13 protein-coding genes and 1 pseudogene are annotated in these 16,798 nt (G+C 73.4%); 9 read left to right on the top strand and 5 right to left on the bottom strand.

The genetic code is table 11. The annotated features are described in order from the left end of the window. Positions 1 to 2: 2 nt before the first annotated feature. Positions 3 to 554: a DUF1697 domain-containing protein gene (locus tag ADK41_RS10415; RefSeq protein WP_030828364.1), complete on the bottom strand. Its 552-nt coding sequence runs from the start codon at positions 552 to 554 to the stop codon at positions 3 to 5. Between the two features lie 279 nt (positions 555 to 833). Beyond that, positions 834 to 2,033 carry a macrolide-inactivating glycosyltransferase gene (gene mgt, locus ADK41_RS10410; RefSeq protein ID WP_030828367.1) on the bottom strand — a complete coding sequence of 400 codons (1,200 nt, stop codon included), beginning with the start codon at positions 2,031 to 2,033 and terminating at the stop codon, positions 834 to 836. 240 nt (positions 2,034 to 2,273) lie between these two features. Here mgt and ADK41_RS10405 point away from each other — a divergent pair, with 240 nt between their 5' ends. Beyond that, positions 2,274 to 3,137, top strand: coding sequence for a phosphotransferase (locus ADK41_RS10405; RefSeq protein ID WP_030828369.1), 864 nt, complete (start codon positions 2,274 to 2,276; stop codon positions 3,135 to 3,137). Between the two features lie 75 nt (positions 3,138 to 3,212). On the opposite strand, the gene ADK41_RS10400 is transcribed toward ADK41_RS10405, so the two are convergent. The 3 genes and pseudogenes from ADK41_RS10400 to ADK41_RS10390 all read right to left on the bottom strand — a co-directional run bounded on the left by ADK41_RS10400 (position 3,213) and on the right by ADK41_RS10390 (position 5,586). After that, a complete protein-coding gene (locus tag ADK41_RS10400; RefSeq protein ID WP_030828372.1) occupies positions 3,213 to 3,923 on the bottom strand; it encodes a 3'-5' exonuclease in 711 nt (236 codons plus the stop codon). A gap of 92 nt (positions 3,924 to 4,015) precedes the next feature. Next, positions 4,016 to 4,237: pseudogene (locus tag ADK41_RS10395) on the bottom strand (3'-5' exonuclease); the annotation flags it as partial. Positions 4,238 to 4,344: 107 nt separating this feature from the next. Continuing rightward, complete coding sequence (locus ADK41_RS10390) at positions 4,345 to 5,586, bottom strand: SAV2148 family HEPN domain-containing protein (protein ID WP_037804462.1); 1,242 nt, start codon at positions 5,584 to 5,586, stop codon at positions 4,345 to 4,347. Positions 5,587 to 5,885: 299 nt separating this feature from the next. Here ADK41_RS10390 and glgX point away from each other — a divergent pair, with 299 nt between their 5' ends. The 8 genes from glgX (at position 5,886) to ADK41_RS10350 (ending at position 16,706) form a co-directional block, all read left to right on the top strand. Then, on the top strand, positions 5,886 to 8,024 hold the full coding sequence (gene glgX / locus ADK41_RS10385) for a glycogen debranching protein GlgX (protein WP_030828380.1): 2,139 nt from the start codon (positions 5,886 to 5,888) through the stop codon (positions 8,022 to 8,024). A 101-nt stretch (positions 8,025 to 8,125) separates the two neighbouring features. Continuing rightward, a complete protein-coding gene (gene treY, locus ADK41_RS10380) occupies positions 8,126 to 10,504 on the top strand; it encodes a malto-oligosyltrehalose synthase (RefSeq protein ID WP_030828382.1) in 2,379 nt (792 codons plus the stop codon). A gap of 57 nt (positions 10,505 to 10,561) precedes the next feature. Continuing rightward, the gene (locus ADK41_RS10375; protein WP_030828385.1) at positions 10,562 to 11,410 is read left to right on the top strand and encodes an STAS domain-containing protein; all 849 of its coding nucleotides are present in this window, start codon (positions 10,562 to 10,564) and stop codon (positions 11,408 to 11,410) included. After that, positions 11,407 to 11,775: an STAS domain-containing protein gene (locus ADK41_RS10370; RefSeq protein ID WP_030828388.1), complete on the top strand. Its 369-nt coding sequence runs from the start codon at positions 11,407 to 11,409 to the stop codon at positions 11,773 to 11,775. Before ADK41_RS10375 ends, ADK41_RS10370 begins: the two co-directional genes overlap by 4 nt. Then, the gene (locus ADK41_RS10365; protein WP_030828391.1) at positions 11,772 to 12,191 is read left to right on the top strand and encodes an anti-sigma regulatory factor; all 420 of its coding nucleotides are present in this window, start codon (positions 11,772 to 11,774) and stop codon (positions 12,189 to 12,191) included. The genes ADK41_RS10370 and ADK41_RS10365 overlap by 4 nt, the downstream gene beginning before the upstream one ends. Next, the gene (locus ADK41_RS10360) at positions 12,179 to 13,225 is read left to right on the top strand and encodes an ATP-binding protein (RefSeq protein WP_030828394.1); all 1,047 of its coding nucleotides are present in this window, start codon (positions 12,179 to 12,181) and stop codon (positions 13,223 to 13,225) included. Before ADK41_RS10365 ends, ADK41_RS10360 begins: the two co-directional genes overlap by 13 nt. Further along, positions 13,222 to 15,054 carry an ATP-binding protein gene (locus ADK41_RS10355; RefSeq protein ID WP_051843211.1) on the top strand — a complete coding sequence of 611 codons (1,833 nt, stop codon included), beginning with the start codon at positions 13,222 to 13,224 and terminating at the stop codon, positions 15,052 to 15,054. The genes ADK41_RS10360 and ADK41_RS10355 overlap by 4 nt, the downstream gene beginning before the upstream one ends. After that, on the top strand, positions 15,051 to 16,706 hold the full coding sequence (locus ADK41_RS10350) for a fused response regulator/phosphatase (RefSeq protein ID WP_051843212.1): 1,656 nt from the start codon (positions 15,051 to 15,053) through the stop codon (positions 16,704 to 16,706). Before ADK41_RS10355 ends, ADK41_RS10350 begins: the two co-directional genes overlap by 4 nt. Positions 16,707 to 16,798 lie beyond the last annotated feature (92 nt).

Below are 16,798 nucleotides of genomic sequence, written 5' to 3'. Positions count from 1 at the left end.
ACTCAGCCCTCGGTGAGCTCCACCAGTGTGCGCACCGTGTTCCAGTTGCGGCTGGTGGCGACGGTGCCCTTGGTGATCCGGGGCCTGGCCAGGTGCTCGGCGAGTCGGGAGCGGCCCAGGCCGTCCGGGGCGTAGAGGTAGAGCGCGCGGTCGCCGAGGCTGAACTCCTCGGGCCGGTAGGCGTCCGGGTCGATCTCGGCGAAGCGGTCGGGGGTGACGGGCGCGGAGAAGTACGTGACGTGGAGCTGCCGGGGCTCCAGTCCGCCGGCCGGGTACGGGCAGGCCTCGACGATCCCCTTCAGATAGGCGTGGTCGCGCACGATCACGTCCACGGCGAAGCCGAAGTGCCGCTCGATCGCCTCCGACAACCCGGCGGCCAGCGACTCCTCGTCGCCGTGCGCGGCGGTGAACACCGCCTGGCCGCTCTGCAGGTGGGTGCGCACACCGTCGTGGCCGAGGCCCTCCATGAGGGTCCGCAGTTCGGCCATCGGCACTTTCCTGTTGCCGCCCACGTTGATCCCGCGCAGCAGTGCCGCGTATCTCGTCGTCGCCATACGCACACCCTAGGACGGCCGTCGTGCCCGTGGGGGACCGCTGTCCTCCCGCGCGGGGAGGAGGTGGGCTCCGACGGGACGGCCCCGGGTTCCCGGGCTTCACCGGACAGCGCGACGCGACGGGCTCACACGGCCCCCCGCCGTCGAAAGCGCCGGCCGGCGGCAGGGGGCCGCTGCCGGACACGAGGGAGCGAGCCCGTCATGGGGACCGGGGAATCACGGGTGCGGCGCCTCACCGCCCGGCGCCGGGCAGCGCACCCCGCCCCGCCCACGGCCACATCAGCGCCGCGCGGGCAACTCCGCCTCGATCAGGTCGGCCGCCCGGCGCGTACCGCCCTCCTCCGCCATTTCGGCCTGGACGCCCTTCAGCCGCCGGGCGACCTCCGGGTCGTCGACCAGGGCGAGGGCCGCCGCCCTCAGCACCTCGGCCTTCGCCTCGTCGGCCGGAACGTGCCGGGCCACCCCGAGCCCCTGGAGCATGTCCGCGTTGCCGAACTGGTCCACGGCCTGCGGTACGGCGATCATCGGGGTGGCCGTGGCCAGCCCTTCCTGGCTGCCGCCGGCCCCCGCGTGGGTGACGAACAGGTCGGCCTGCTTCAGGATCGCGAGCTGCGGCACCCAGGACCGCACCTCGACGTTCTCCGGCACGTCCCCCAGCTCGGCGGGGCCGACGTGACGGCCGACCTGGAGCACCAGGTGCCAGCCGGGCAGCTCGCCGAACGCCTTGACGCACTCCCGGTAGAAGGCCGGCTGCTTGGTGAAGGACGACCCGAGCGACACGAGTACGACCTTCTCGGCGCCGGCGGGACGCCGCCAGCCGCCCTCGGCGCTCCGGTCGCCCTGGCAGGCCCCGACGAAGGAGTACACGCTCTCGTCCACCCGGTCGGCGTGGGGCTGGAGCGCCTTGGGGATCAGGACGATCGAGCGGGCGGGGCGGCCCGCGAAGTCGTCGGGGTGCATGGTGATCCCGTTCTCCTCCAGCCAGGCGCGGAAGCGGGCGTAGTACGCCTGCCCCCGCTCGGTCTTCTTCGGCTCCTCCCACATCGGCTCGGCGACCTCCTTCTCGTAGCCGTCCCAGGCGACGAGGTTCGGCGAGAGGGAGACGGCGGGCACGCCCCAGCGGTGGGCGAGCACGCGGGCCGGGTAGGAGGTGATGTCGTGCAGGACGAGGTCGGGGGTGTCGTCCTCGTAGGCCTCGATGAGCTGCGGGAGCGCCTGGACCGCGTCGTTCAGGAACGGCTCCACGTTGTCCAGCAGCGTGGAGCCCCAGGCCTCCGGGTCGTCGTCGGGGCCGGGCAGCGTGCTGTTCCACGGCTTGGGCTCGGCGCCGGTCCCGGCGACCTTCTCCTCGAACAGCGGGGGGATCGCGTACGTGACCCGGTGACCGCGCGCCACGAGCTCGCGGATCACCTCGAGGCTCGGGTTCACGTGGCCGTGGGCGGCGATGGAGAACATGGCGATGTGCGCGGGAGTGGTCATACCGGGACCATAGACGAGACGATACGTCTCGTGCAACTTGTTTGCGGTCGCGGAGCCGGCCCTTCGCGCGGCCGCAGCCACCGCTCGCGCGCCACCCCGCTCACCAGCACCCCGGCCTCCAGCCGCTCGCGCGGCTCGTCGAGGTACCGCGCACACCGCCGCCACCCGGGTGAATGCGACACTGACCGGCGGACGGCCGGATCCCGGCGGTCGGAGGCGCGCGGACACGGAGGCGGACGGATGGACGAGGCACGGGCGCGGGGCGTACTCGCGGCTGCGGGAGTGCTGCCCGGTGCGGCGACGGACGCGCGGCTTCTCGCCCTCGGCGAGAACGCGGTGTTCGCCGCCGGTGACCTGGCCGTCAAGGTGGGCCGGGACGCCGAACTGCTGGAGCGGGCCCGCCGGGAGCTGTCCGTCGCGGAGTGGCTGGCGGAGCGGGGCGTGCCGGCGGTGCGGGCGGCCGCGCCGGAGGCACTGCTGGTCGAGGGCCACCCGGTGACCGTGTGGCACCGGCTGCCAAAGGCGGCGCGGCCGGCCGAACCCCGGGACCTGGCCGAACTGCTGCGAATGGTCCACGCACTGCCCGCTCCCCCGTTCGCGCTGCCGCCCCGCGAGCTGCTGGGCGGTGTGGAGCGCTGGCTGCGGCTGGCGGGCGACGCCGTCGACCCGGCGGACGCGGCCTACCTGCGCGAACGGCGCGACGGCTTCGCGGCGGCCGCCGCGGCGCTGACGCCCGAGCTGCCGCCGGGGCCCGTGCACGGGGACGCGCTGCTCCGCAATGTGCACATCGGGCCGGACGGACCGGTCCTGACCGACCTGGAGACCTTCTCGGCCGACCTGCGCGAGCACGACCTGGTGGTGATGGCCCTCTCGCACGACCGCTACGGGCTGTCGGACGAGGCGTACGCGTCCTTCACCGCCGCCTACGGCTGGGACGTGCGCGTCTGGGAGGGCTGCTCGGTGCTGCGCGGCGCGCGGGAGACCGCCAGCTGCGCCTGGGTCGCCCAGCACGCCCCGGGCAACCCCAAGGCGCTGGCCGAGTTCCGGCGCCGGGTGGCGTCGCTGCGGGACGGGGACGAGAGCGTGCGCTGGTATCCGTTCTGATCCGGACCGCGCGGCGCGTCGGACCCGCTCGCCCGCGGGCTCCCGCGCCCGGAAGGGCTCGACCCGCCCGGATCGTCAGCCGCGCGGGATGACCGGCCAGGCCCGCTCGACGACTGCCGCCGGGTTCGTGGTCCGTCTCAGGTACGCCTGCAAGGAGGCCGACTGCTCGGCCGCCGCTCGTACCTGGAGGTCGTGCAGGTCCGCCAAGGACATCGTCCCGACGGGCCGGTGCTTCTCCCCCAGGCGTCGCACCACGCGGGCCGCGGCCACCGCGTCCGCCCTCGCGTCGTGTGCGTCGTCGAGCGACACACCGTAGTGCGCGCACAACGCGTGGAGGGCACGCTTGCCCTTCCGGTACTTGTCGATGTGCTTGTCGATCACCAGGGGATCGATGACCGGAGAGGGAAGGGAGCCCAGCCGCTCACTGAGCGACTCCAGCCCGTACCGCCGGCACTCGCGGTCCAGCAGTGACAGGTCGTAGCGCGCGTTCATCACGACCAGCGGCGTCCCTGCCCGCAGGACCTCGGCGACGGTCTGTGTGACCTCCTCGACGGCGCGCGGGGCCGGGGCCCCCTGCGCGCGGGCCTGCGCCGTCGAGATGCCGTGGATCGCCGCGGCCTCTTCCGGTATCGCCACTCCGGGATCGAGCAGCCAGGTCCGTTCCGTCGAGACGCTCCCGTCCGGCTCCAGACGTACGACCGCCGCGGTGACGATGCGGTCGGTCTCGATGTCCGTGCCCGTGGTCTCCAGGTCGAAGGCCGCCAAAGGCCCCGTGGTCCAGGTCATCACGCGGCCTCCGCTCCGGCGTGGACCGGAACCCGGCACGCCGCTGCCGGACGGGACATCCGGGACGCGCCCGGGACGCGTGGGGGAAAGGCGGCGGGGCCTCCCTCGGCGGTCGCCCGCTCGTCGCCGACGCCGTGCACGGCCACCGCGTCCTCGGGGATCGGCACGCCCGGGCCGGCCGGCCACTCCCGGCGGCCCACCGCCTCCCCCGCTCCGACCTCGCTCACGGCCCCCGTGACGATCCGCGTCCCGTGCGGGTCGGTACCCGTCGTCTCCGGCTCGAAGCCGATCAGCGGCTCCCGGTGCCAGCCCATGGCTGCCCCCTTCTGTGTGGTGCGTTCCCCCAGCGGTTTCCCACCTTCGCACGCACCACTGACAATCAGAGGATCGCGTTCCGCTTACCGGCCCCGCCCCGGGGCGTTCAGGACACCGGTCGCGAATCGGTCCACATCAGCTCGAACTCCTCGCGATAGGTGGGGAACAGCCCGCCTTCCTCGACTTCGCCCGGCTTGACCACTTTGGCGCCGTTGCGCAGGACCAGCACCGGAGCCTCCATCCCCCGGGTCCGGCGCAGGTGGCTCTGCACGACCGCGACGCCGTCCGACCCGTCCCCGTCCACCAGGTAGGCGGTGCAGCGGGGCGTCTCGTCGTAGACCTGGATCTCGAAGGCGCCGGGGTCGCGCAGCCGGGACCGGACCCGGCGCATGTGCAGGATGTTCATCTCGACGCTGCGGCCGAGCTCGCCGCGCTTGAGGCCGAGTTCGCGCTCACGGCGCTTGACCGCGCTGGAGGCCGGGTTCAGGAACAGCAGCCGCACCCGGCAGCCGGACTCCGCCAGCCGCACCAGACGCCGCCCGGAGAAGTTCTGCACCAGCAGGTTGAGGCCGATGCCGAGGGCGTCGAGCCGGCGGGCCCCGCCGAAGATGTCCTCGGCCGGGAACTGGCGCAGCAGCCGCACCCGGTCCGGGTGGACGGCGACCACGTCGGCGTACCGGTCGCCGACCAGGTCCTCGACCGCGTCGACGGGCAGCCGGCGCGCGGACGGCACGTCGCCGCCGGCGCCGAGCATCTCGAGGAGTCGCGCGGAGGCCCGCTCGGCCTGGCTGAGCACCGCCTCGGACAGCGCGCGGTTGCGGGAGACGACGTTCCGGGTGACCTCCAGCTCGTCCAGGGCGAGTTCGACGTCCCGGCGGTCGTCGAAGTACGGCTCGAAACAGGGCCAGTGCGCCACCATCAGCTCGCGCAGCTGCGGCAGCGTGAGGAAGGACAGGACGTTGTCGTCGGCCGGGTCGAGCAGATAGCCCTTGCGGCGGCTGACCTCGCGCACCGCGACCGCGCGCTGCACCCACTCCTGCCCGGCGGGCCCGGCGGCGGCGACCACCCAGTCGTCGCCGTGCACGGGCTCGTAGATGGGGCGCAGGACGGCGGCCACGACCGCGCGCAGCCGCTGCTCGACGAGGTTCAGCCAGATGTAGGCGCGGCCGGCCCGCTGGGCGCGGGTGCGCACCTCGCGCCAGGCGTCGGCGCCCCAGTCCAGCTCCGGTCCGATCGAGCCCGCGTCCATCGGCCGTGCCAGGGACACCGCACCGGGCGGGACGTCCGTGGAACCGCTCCCCTCGTGACCGTCGTCACCCGGGGGCAGTTCCAGCCCTCCCGCGCCCACCCGCGTACCGCCTTCCGCTCCCCCGAGCACTCCGTCCCGACGATCAAGGAGAGTACTCCGCCAGCGGCGCACGATGCAGCCCGATGGACAGGCTCGCTTCCCAACTTCCCGCAATCACCGGACCGTTCCGCCCCGAGGGCCCCCGGGAGTGAGCGGATTCATAGCAAGATCGACGGCGGACGGGGGTCATCGGACCCGGGGTCCTGGGTAGAAGGTGGTTCCCGCCCTTTCGGGGAGACACGGAAACACCCGGAGCCAAGGCGCCCCACCGGCGCCGTACACCTGAAAGAGTCGTATCCATGCAGGTCTGGCCTGGCGAGGCGTATCCGCTCGGTGCCACGTACGACGGCGCCGGAACGAATTTCGCGGTCTTCACGGAAGCCGCGGACCGAGTGGAGCTGTGTCTGCTGCACGACGACGGCTCCGAGACCGCGGTCGAACTGCGCGAGAGCGACGCGTTCGTGCGGCACGCGTACCTGCCCGGGGTCATGCCCGGGCAGCGGTACGGCTTCCGCGTGCACGGACCGTACGCCCCCGAGCGGGGACTGCGCTGCAATGCGGCGAAGCTGCTGCTCGACCCGTACGCGCGTGCGATCAGCGGCTCGGTCCGGTGGGGCGAGGAGGTGTACGGCTACCACTTCGACGAGCCCGAGCGGCGCAACGACCTCGACTCGGCGCCGCACACGATGACGTCGGTCGTGGTCAACCCGTACTTCGACTGGGGCGACGACCGGCTCCCCCGTACGGAGTACCACCACACGGTGATCTACGAGGCCCACGTCAAGGGCCTCACCATGCGCCACCCGGGGCTGCCGGAGGAGCTGCGCGGCACCTACGCGGGCCTGGCGCACCCGGCGGTGATCGAGCACCTGACCGAGCTGGGGGTGACGGCGCTGGAGCTGATGCCGGTGCACCAGTTCGTCAACGACCACCGCCTGGTGGACATGGGCCTGAACAACTACTGGGGCTACAACACGATCGGCTTCTTCGCCCCGCACAACGCCTACGCGTCCTGGGGCGACCGGGGCCAGCAGGTGCTGGAGTTCAAGTCGGCGGTGAAGGCGCTGCACGAGGCCGGCATCGAGGTGATCCTCGACGTGGTCTACAACCACACCGCCGAGGGCAACCACCTGGGCCCCACGCTGTCCCTCAAGGGCCTCGACAACCCGTCGTACTACCGGCTGACCGACGACCCCCGGTACTACATGGACACCACGGGCACGGGGAACTCCCTGCTCATGCGGTCCCCGCACGTACTGCAGATGATCATGGACTCGCTGCGGTACTGGGTCACCGAGATGCACGTCGACGGGTTCCGCTTCGACCTGGCGGCGACCCTCGCGCGGCAGTTCCACGAGGTGGACCGGCTGTCGTCGTTCTTCGACCTGGTGCAGCAGGACCCGGTGGTCTCCCAGGTGAAGCTGATCGCCGAGCCGTGGGACGTGGGCGAGGGCGGCTACCAGGTGGGCAACTTCCCGCCGCTGTGGACCGAGTGGAACGGCAAGTACCGCGACACCGTGCGGGACCTGTGGCGGGGCGAGCCGCGCGCGCTCGCGGAGTTCGCCTCCCGGCTGACCGGCTCCTCCGACCTGTACCAGGACGACGGGCGGCGCCCGCTGGCCTCGATCAACTTCGTCACCTGCCACGACGGTTTCACCCTGCACGACCTGGTGGCGTACAACGACAAGCACAACGAGGCCAACGGCGAGGACAACCGGGACGGCGAGAGCCACAACCGGTCCTGGAACTGCGGGGCCGAGGGCGAAACCGACGACCCGGACGTGCTGCGGCTGCGGGCCCGGCAGATGCGCAACTTCATCGCCACGCTGATGCTCTCCCAGGGTGTGCCGATGATCGGTCACGGCGACGAGGTGGCCCGCACCCAGCGCGGCAACAACAACGCCTACTGCCAGGACAACGAGCTGGCCTGGCTGGACTGGCCCGCGCCCGGCGAGGGGGAGGAGGGCGGGGAGGACCCGCGCCGGCGGCTGCTGGAGTTCACCCGCGCGATGGTGTGGCTGCGCAAGGACCACCCGGTGTTCCGGCGGCGCCGCTTCTTCCACGGCCGGCCGGTGGAGGGCACCCACGACGACCTCTCCGACATCGCCTGGTTCACTCCCGAGGGCGCGGAGATGACCCAGCGGGACTGGGACTCCGCGCGGGCGTCGGCGCTGACGGTGTTCCTCAACGGCAACGCGATCTCCGAGCCCGGGCAGCGCGGGGAGCGCATCACGGACGACTCGTTCCTGCTGATGTTCAACGCCTCCCCCGAGCCGCTGGACTTCGTCGTGCCGGTCGGCCACGGCCGGCAGTGGCAGGTGGTCGTCGACACCGCCCGCGCGGACGGCGTGCCACCGGGGACCGGTCCGAAGGCGGCGGCCGGCGCCCGGCTGACGCTGACCGACCGCAGCATGACGGTGCTGCGACGGCCGGCGTAGCACGACGTCCGGCACACCCGGGAGTCGCCCGTCCGGGCGATGGGCGGCCCGGTGGAAGGAGCGAGGGCACGAAAGGCCGCCACGCGGGTACGTAGGTTCCCATGACACCTGAGCGACCTGACCCGGCGGTGCCCACGGCCACCTACCGGCTGCAGCTGCAGCCCGGCTTCCCGTTCGGGGCGGCGGCGGACGCCGTGCCGTACGTGGCCTCGCTCGGCGTGTCCCACCTGCACCTGTCGCCCGTCCTGGAGGCCGTGCCCGGCTCGCGGCACGGCTACGACGTGGTGGACCACGCGCGCGTGCGCGAGGAGCTGGGCGGCGAGGAGGGCCTGCGGGAGCTGGCGCGCACCGCGCGGGAGCACGGTCTCGGCCTGGTCGTGGACATCGTCCCGAACCACATGGCGATGTCCCCGCGCCACAACCGGGCGCTGTGGGAGGTGCTGCGCGACGGCCCCGCCTCGCGCCACGCGCGGTGGTTCGACATCGACTGGGAGGCGCAGGGCGGCCAGGTGCTGCTGCCGGTGCTCGGGGGGCCGCTCGGCCGGGAGGCCGGCCACCTGAGGACCGACGGCGACGTGCTGCGCTACCACGACCACGCGTTCCCGCTGCGCGAGGGGACGGCCGGGCTGCCGCTGCCGCAGCTGCTGGACGCGCAGTGGTACCGCCCCGTGTGGTGGCGCCTGGCGCGGACCGAGCTGAACTACCGGCGGTTCTTCAGCATCTCCGAGCTGATCGGGGTGCGGGTGGAGGACCCGGAGGTGTTCGAGGCCACCCACGCCAAGATCCTTCAGCTGCTCCGGGAGGGCGTGATCGACGGGCTGCGCGTCGACCACCCCGACGGGCTCGCCGACCCCGACGGCTATCTGCGGCGGCTGCACGAGGCCACGGGCGGCCGGTGGACGGTGGTGGAGAAGATCCTCGCCGACGGTGAGTCGCTGCCCGCCTCCTGGCCGGTCGCCGGCACCACCGGCTACGACGCCCTGCGGCACGTGGACGGGCTGTTCACGGACCCGGCGGGGTTCGGGGAGCTGCTCGGCCGGTACCGGCGGTTCGCGGCCCCGCAGACGGACCGGGGCGGCGACTGGGACGCCACGGCGCGGCGGGCCGCGTACGAGGTGCTCACGCACGAGCTGGCCACCGAGGTGGACCGGCTGACCCGGGTGGCGGCCCGGCTGTGCGCGACCGCTCCGGAGACCGGGCTGCGCGACCGCGCGCCCTGGGCGCTGCGCACCGCCCTGCGGGAGCTGCTGGTGCGGCTGGAGGTGTACCGCCCGTACGCGTCCGTGGACGCGTCCACGGTGGTCACCGAGGAGGCCGCGGCCGAGGCCCGGCTCGCCTTCGCCGTCCCCGAGGAGGCCGGGGCGGTGGACGTCGTACGGGACCTGGTGCTCGGGCGGTACGGGGACGGCGCGGAGTACGTGGAGTTCCGTACGCGGTTCGCGCAGACCGCGTCGGCGCTGCGGGCCAAGTCCGTGGAGGACACGGCGTTCTACCGCTACGTGCCGCTGCTGTCGGCGACGGAGGTGGGCGGGAACCCCGGTGACCCGGCGGTGTCCCCGGAGCGGTTCCACGCGTACTGCGCGCGCGTGCAGCGCGACCGGCCGTCGACCGGGACGGTCGTCTCGACGCACGACACCAAGCGCAGTGCCGACGTGCGGGCGGCGCTGCAGGTGCTCACCGAGTGCCCGGAGCGCTGGACGGACGTCCTGGCGGAGATCACCCGCGCGGGCGAGGGGGCGCCGGACGCGCAGCTGGCGTGGGCGGCCTGGCAGACGGTGTTCGGGCTCGGTCCGGCGGAGGAGGAGCGGGTGCGGGGGGCGCTGCTGAAGCATGTGCGGGAGGCGGGGCTGTACACGAGCTGGACGGAGCAGGAGCCGCCGTACGAGGAGGCGGTGGCGCGGTTCGTCGCGGCGGGGCCGTGCGGGGTGCCGGGCGAACGGGTGGCGGCGCTGCGCGCCTCGCTGGAGGCGCACATCCGGGCGAACGTGCTGGGCGCGGCGCTGGTCCACCTGACGATGCCGGGGGTGCCCGACCTCTACCAGGGCACCGAGCGCGAGTACCGGGCGCTGGTCGACCCGGACAACCGGCGGACCGTGCGGTTCGCGGACGCCGGGAGCGACGGGAGCGGCAAGGAGGCGGTGACGCGGGCGGCGCTGCGGCTGCGGGCGCGGCGGCCGGACGTCTTCGGTGACACCGCGTCGTACGACCCGCTGCCGGCAAAGGGCCCCGCTGCCGGGCACTGCCTCGCGTTCGTGCGCTCCGGCGAGGTGCTCACGGTCGTGACCCGCCTGTCGCTGCGCCTGGCGGAGGAGGGCGGCTGGCGTGACACACGGCTGCCGCTGCCCCGGGGGCGGTGGGCCGGGGTGCTGGAGGCCGAGCGGGAGTTCACCGGGCACGTGCGCCTGGACGAGCTGCTCGGACGGTCGCCCGTGGCGCTGCTGGAACGGCTCCCGGACCGGCCCGCTCCCGAAATCCCGTAGGGCGGCCTTGCCGTATCGTCTTCATGACGCATCGAATAATTGTTTGGCGGGGAAGACGTGAACACAGAGAGCAACACACGCCTGCTGGTCGACACACTGACCGCGCGGCGTGATGATTTTCTCGCGCAGTGGGCCCGGACCGTCGGCGAGGACCTGCGCGGCAGGCTGAGCATGGCCGAGCTCGGACGCGAACTGGGCGAGCTGTACGAAGCCCTTCTCAGGGCCCTGTCCGCCGGATCGCTGGACAGTCACGGGGAGGAGTTCGGCGAGACGCGCAGCCTGCTGATCGAGCTGTCCCGCAACCGCGCCCGGCAGGGCTTCACCCCCACCGACACCGCCCGCAGTGTCTTCGCCCTCAAGGAGGTGCTGGAGCCCTCCCTCACGGGCGACGCGGACAGCGTACGGGCCTACCTCCAGTTCTCCCGCCTGCTGGACGACCTCGGCCTGCTGACCTCCGAGGCCTACCTGCGCACCCGCGAGGAGATCATCTCCTCCCAGGCCGAGCAGCTCCTCGAACTGTCGACGCCCGTGGTCAAGCTGTGGGACGGCGTCGTGGGCGTCCCCCTGGTGGGCACCCTCGACTCGGCCCGTACCCAGGTCGTCATGGAGAAGCTGCTGCAGACCCTCGTCGACACCGACTCCACGCACGCCATCATCGACATCACCGGCGTCCCGACCGTGGACACCCAGGTCGCGCAGCACCTGCTGAAGACGGTGGTCGCCGCGCGCATGATGGGCGCCCGGTGCACCATCTCGGGCATCCGGCCGCAGATCGCCCAGACCATCGTGGCGCTCGGCATCGAGTTCGGTGACATCCCCACCAACGCCTCGCTGTCGGACGCGCTGCGCCAGGCGCTGAAGGAAGTCGCGCTGGACGCCGAGGACGACGTGCGGGGTCTCCTGTGACCGACCGCGTCCCCGTCCTCAAGATCGGTGAGGTCCTCCTGGTCTCCATCCAGACCGACCTGGACGACCAGATGGTCCTCGACCTCCAGGAGGACCTGTCCCACCGCATCGTCGCGACCGGCGCCAAGGGCGTCGTGATCGACATCTCCGCCCTGGAGATCGTCGACTCCTTCGTCGGGCGCATGCTGGCCAACAACGCCGCCGTCTCGCGCATCCTCGGCGCCGAGACCATCGTCGTGGGCATGCGGCCCGCGGTCGCGATGACCCTGGTCGAGCTCGGGCTGTCCATGAGCGGCGTGCGCACGGCCCTCAACCTGGAGCGCGGGCTCAAGCTGCTCCGGCGCATCGCCGCGGGCCGGGCATGAAGGACTACGCGGCCGCGAGCACCTCGACCGAGACCGTACCGGTCGCCACCAGCGGCGACGTGGTCAGCATGCGGCAGACGGTGCGCACCCTCGCGCAGCGGTGCGGCCTGTCGCTGGTGCACCAGACGAAGCTCGTGACGGCCGCCAGTGAGCTCGGGCGGAACATGCTGGTGTACGGCGGAGGGGGTGTCGTTCGCGCGGCCCCGGTCGTCGACGCGGGCCGTTCCGGCGTCTTCGTGGAGTTCCGGGACAAGGGCCCGGGCATCGCGGACCTCGAGCTGGCGCTGACCGACGGCTGGACGTCGGGCAACGGCATGGGACTCGGCCTCAGCGGCGCCAAGCGGCTCGTGGACGAGTTCGACATCGAGTCCGGTCCGTCCGGCACGACCGTGCGCATTGTGAAGTGGGGCAGGTGAACGGCGGCCTCCTCGTCGAGGCCGGTGACGTGCACTGGCTGCGCGCCGACGTGGCGCTGGCCGCCGCCGCCCGCCGCCAGGCCGCGCAGCTCGCCCGCGGCGTCTGCTTCCCCGAGGACCTGGTGGCCCGCGTCGAGCTGTGCGTGACGGAGATGGCGACCAATCTCCTCAAGCACGCGCACGACGGCTCGCTGGCCCTGCGGGTGGTGCGCACCGGCGGCCGTGCCGCCGTGGAGTGCCTCTCCCTGGACAACGGGCCCGGCATCGACGACCTGCCCCGGGCCCTGCTCGACGGCACGTCGACCGCCGGCAGCCTGGGCATCGGCATGGGAGCCATCGGCCGGCTCGCCGACGTCAGCGGCGTCCACTCCCTGCGCGGCCGGGGCACGGTGCTCCAGGCCCGCTTCTGGGCCGACGGGCAGGCGCCGGCTCCGCGACCGGTGGAGGCCGACGGCCTGACCCGCCCGATCGGCGGCGAGCAGATGTGCGGCGACACCTGGACCGTGCGCACCGTGAGCGGTCACGGCCCCGAGGCCCTGCTGCTGATGATGTGCGACGGGCTCGGACACGGCCCCCTGGCGGCCAGGGCCGCCGAGCGGGCCGCCGACGCCTTCCGCGAGAGCACCCGGACGAACCCGGTGGACGTCCTGCAGGACATCCACCGGAACCTGCGCGGCACCCGCGGCGCGGCCGTCGCGGTCGCCCTGGTCGACGCCGCCGCGCAGCGCGTCCACCTGAGCGGGGTCGGCAACGTCACGGCGCTGGTCGGCACCGCGGACACCCGGCACGGTCTGCTGTCCGTGCCCGGCATCGTCGGGGTGCAGATGCCCAGGGCGCGCGCCTTCGAGGCGCCCTTCCCGCGCGGATCGGCCCTGGTCATGCACACCGACGGCCTCAGCGACCGGTGGAAGCCCGCCGACTTCCCCGGGCTGTTCGCCCAGGACCCGGTCGTGGTCGCCACCCAGATCCTCAACCAGGCCGCGGTCCGCAGGGACGACGCCGGGATCGTCGTCGCCGCGCACGGGCAGCGATGACCTCCGGGGCGCCCGTCCACGAGCTGGCCACCCTTCTGCTCATGAGGGACGGGGACGTGGTCACGCTGCGCCGGTGCGCCCAGGCCGCCTGCCGGGCGGCGGGCCTGACGGGCGGCTCCCTGGTCCGGCTGACCACCGTGGTGAGCGAGGCCGGGGAACAGCTGAAGGGCGCCTCGGACCTGACCGCGCAGCTGTGCCTCGAGGAACGGGACGGGGTGTGCCTGGCCGTGCGCTTCGACTGGCGGGGCGCCCACCGGCCGCCGTCGACCCTGCTGACCGCCGCCTCCCGCCTGCTCGACGGCAGCTCCCTGCGGCTCTCGGACGAGGACGGCCGCCACCGGCTCGTGCTCGCCCAGCGCATCCCCGCGCCGACGGCGTCCGCCGCCGAACTGGCCGGCGAGGTGCGCGGTTCGCTGGTCGGCACCGACACCGCGGCCGACCTGATCGAGACCCTGCGCACACAGAACCGTCATCTGCTGGCCGCGCTGGAGGAGTCCCAGCGCCAGCAGGAGGAGCTCCAGCGGCTCAACGCCGAACTGGAGGAGACCAACGCCGGCGTCCTCGCGCTCTACTCCGAGCTGGCGAGCGAGCTGGAGGAGACCAACAGCGGGGTCGTCGCCCTCTACGCGGAGCTGGAGGACAAGACCCGCCAGCTCGAACTGGCCGACGAGTACAAGACCCGCTTCTGGGCCAACGTCAGCCACGAGCTGCGGTCGCCGGTGAACTCCGTCATCGCCCTCGCCCAGCTGCTGCTGGACACGGCGGCGGACCCGCTCTCCGACGAGCAGCGCCAGCAGGTGGCCATGGTGCACGCGTCCGGCAGCACGCTGCTGGCCCTCGTCGACGAACTCCTCGACGTGGCCAAGGCCGAGTCCGGCCGTCTGGAGCCGCACCTCGCCGAGGTGGACCTGCGCTCGCTGCTGCACCAGTTGCGCGGCATGCTGCAGAGCACGGCGCGGCCCGGGGTCGACCTGCGCATCCCGGACCGGACGCCGCACGGCACGCTCGTCACCGACGAGGTCATGCTGACCCGGATCCTGCGGAACGTGCTGTCGAACGCGCTGAAGTTCACGGGCGACGGCGCGGTGGTGCTGGACGTCGCCGAGGAGGACCGCGAGGACGGCGCCCGCGTCGTCTTCCGGGTCGAGGACACCGGCGTCGGCATCCCGCCCCCTGAAGTCGAGCGAGTGTTCGAGGAGTTCTACCAGGTGCGCGGGCCGCACCAGCGGGGGCGGCCCGGCACCGGCCTCGGGCTGCCGTACGCCCGCAAGCTGACGGAACTCCTGGGCGGCACCCTGAGGCTGGACAGCGAGGTGGGGGTCGGCACCCGGGTGGTCGTCGAGATACCCGCCCGGCCGGCGGCTCGGGAGAGGCGGGCCACGGCCGCCCGCGGTCCGGTGCCCTCGGTCCTGGTGGTCGACGACGACGAGGCCTTCGTGACCGGTTTCCGGGCCATGCTGAAGGGCCTGGCCGAGACGGTCACCACGGTCACGGACAGCGCCGGGGCCGTCGCGGCCGTCGAGCGCGTGCGACCCGACGTGGTCTTCCTGGACCTCACCATGCCTAACCCGGACGGCTACGAGGTCCGGCGGCGGCTGGCCCTCGAACCGGCGACGGCCGACGTACCCGTGATCGTCCTGACGGCGCTCGAACCCGCCCTCGTCGACCGGACGCGCCTCACGGGCGCCCACGCCGTGCTGAACAAGTCGTACCTGACCACCGCGACCCTCGCGGACGCCCTGGAGCGGCTGCCGGCCGGGCCACCCGCGGCGCAGGAGTCCCTTCCCGCCCGGCCGGAGCCGTCCACGGCCAAGGAACAACACCCATGACCCTTCCCCCCGACGCGGAGAACCGTCCGGCGCACATCCTGGTGGTGGACGACATCCCCACCAACCGCTACGTCCTCGCCACCACCCTGCGCCGGGCCGGGCACGAGGTCACCGAGGCCGAGGACGGCACCCGCGCGCTCGAACTGCTCGACGGGCCGGGTCCCCCGCCCGAGCTCGCCGTCGTCGACGTCCGGCTGCCCGACATGAGCGGCTTCGAGGTCTGCGAGCGCATCAAGGGCAACCCCGCCACGGCCGCGGTCCCGGTGATCAACATCTCCGCCTCCGCCATCACCGTCGACGACCGGGCGCAGGGGCTCTACCGCGGGGCCGACGCGTACCTGGTCGAGCCCATCGCCCCCGACGAACTGCTCGCGACGGTCACCGCCAACCTGCGCTACGCCCGGGCCCGCCGCCGCGCGGAACTCCTCGCGGACCGCCTGAACCTGCTCAACCGCATCACGCTGGCGCTGTACGGCGCCACCGACGCGCAGGAGCTGGTCAGGGTGACGGCCGAGGGGGCGGCGGCCGTCCTCCGCTGCGAGGCGGCGGCCTTCCTCACCGCGCCGGAGGACGGCGCGCTGGTCGCCCACACCTGGCACGACCAGGACACCTCCACGCCGCACGACGGACCGCAGGTGCACGCCGTCCCCGCCTGGCCGCACCGCGGCGACGCCCCCGCCCGGGCACGGCAGGGACAGGCGGCCGCGTTCGACCTGCCCTGCCTGCCGCCGGGCCTGAAGGCCCCGGAGGGACGGCGCACCGTGCTCGGCCGCGCCAGACCCGACCGCCCGCCCATCGCCGTCGTCACCCCGGCGGACGCGGTTCTCACGCCGGACGACGAGCAACTGCTCGACCAGCTCGTCCAGGCCGGCGCGCTGGCCCTGGAGGCACTGCGCAGCTACAGCGAGGAGCACGCGCTCGCGCTCACCCTGCAGCGCAGCTTCCTGCCCGAGAGCCTGCCGGAGACCGCGCGGGCGGACCTGGCGGTGCGCTACCTGCCCGCCGACGAGCACACCGAGATCGGCGGTGACTTCTACGAGGCCATCGACACGCCGGACGGCCTGGTCGTGGCGGTGGGCGACGTCGCCGGCCACTCCCTGGACGCGGCCGTGGTGATGGGCCAGGTCAGGCACGCGCTGCGCGCCTACGCGGTGGAGGGGCACCCGCCCGAGGTGATCCTCGAACGGCTCGACCACCTGCTGACCTCCGTCGAACCCGGTGTCACGGTGACGCTGTGCATCGTCCTGATCGAGTCCGGCTCCGACGCCATCCGCGTCGCGAACGCCGGGCACCTGCCCCCGCTGCTGCACAGCCCCGACGGCACGACCGCCTACCTCCACGAGCACGGCCCGCTGCTCGGCCTCGGCCTGCCCCACCCGGCGGCCCACCGGGTCGCCGTGGCGCCCGGTTCGCTGCTCCTCCTGGTCACGGACGGACTGGTCGAGCGCCGTCACGTCAATCTCCAGCACTCCCTGGACGTCCTCGCCTCCGTGGTCGGCGAGACGTCCAGCGACCCCGAGGAGGCCTGCACCCAGCTGCTGGAGCGTCTGCCGCCGGACGGCCGCGACGACGTGGCCCTCCTGGCGGTACGGCTGAACGGAACCCGGGCCGAGCGGCCGGAAGGGCCGCGCCCGGCGTCGGCGGAACGCTGAACGCGCGGGAAGCGACGCACGCGCGGCGCCCCGGGTCCGGGTGGGCCTCCGGGCGCCCTGCGCGGACTCCCCGTCACGCTCTTGACACCGCC

The organism is Streptomyces caelestis (assembly GCF_001279005.1).
In the GTDB taxonomy this organism is placed as follows: Bacteria; Actinomycetota; Actinomycetes; order Streptomycetales; family Streptomycetaceae; genus Streptomyces; species Streptomyces heliomycini.
This window is presented reverse-complemented; position numbering and strand designations above follow the sequence as displayed.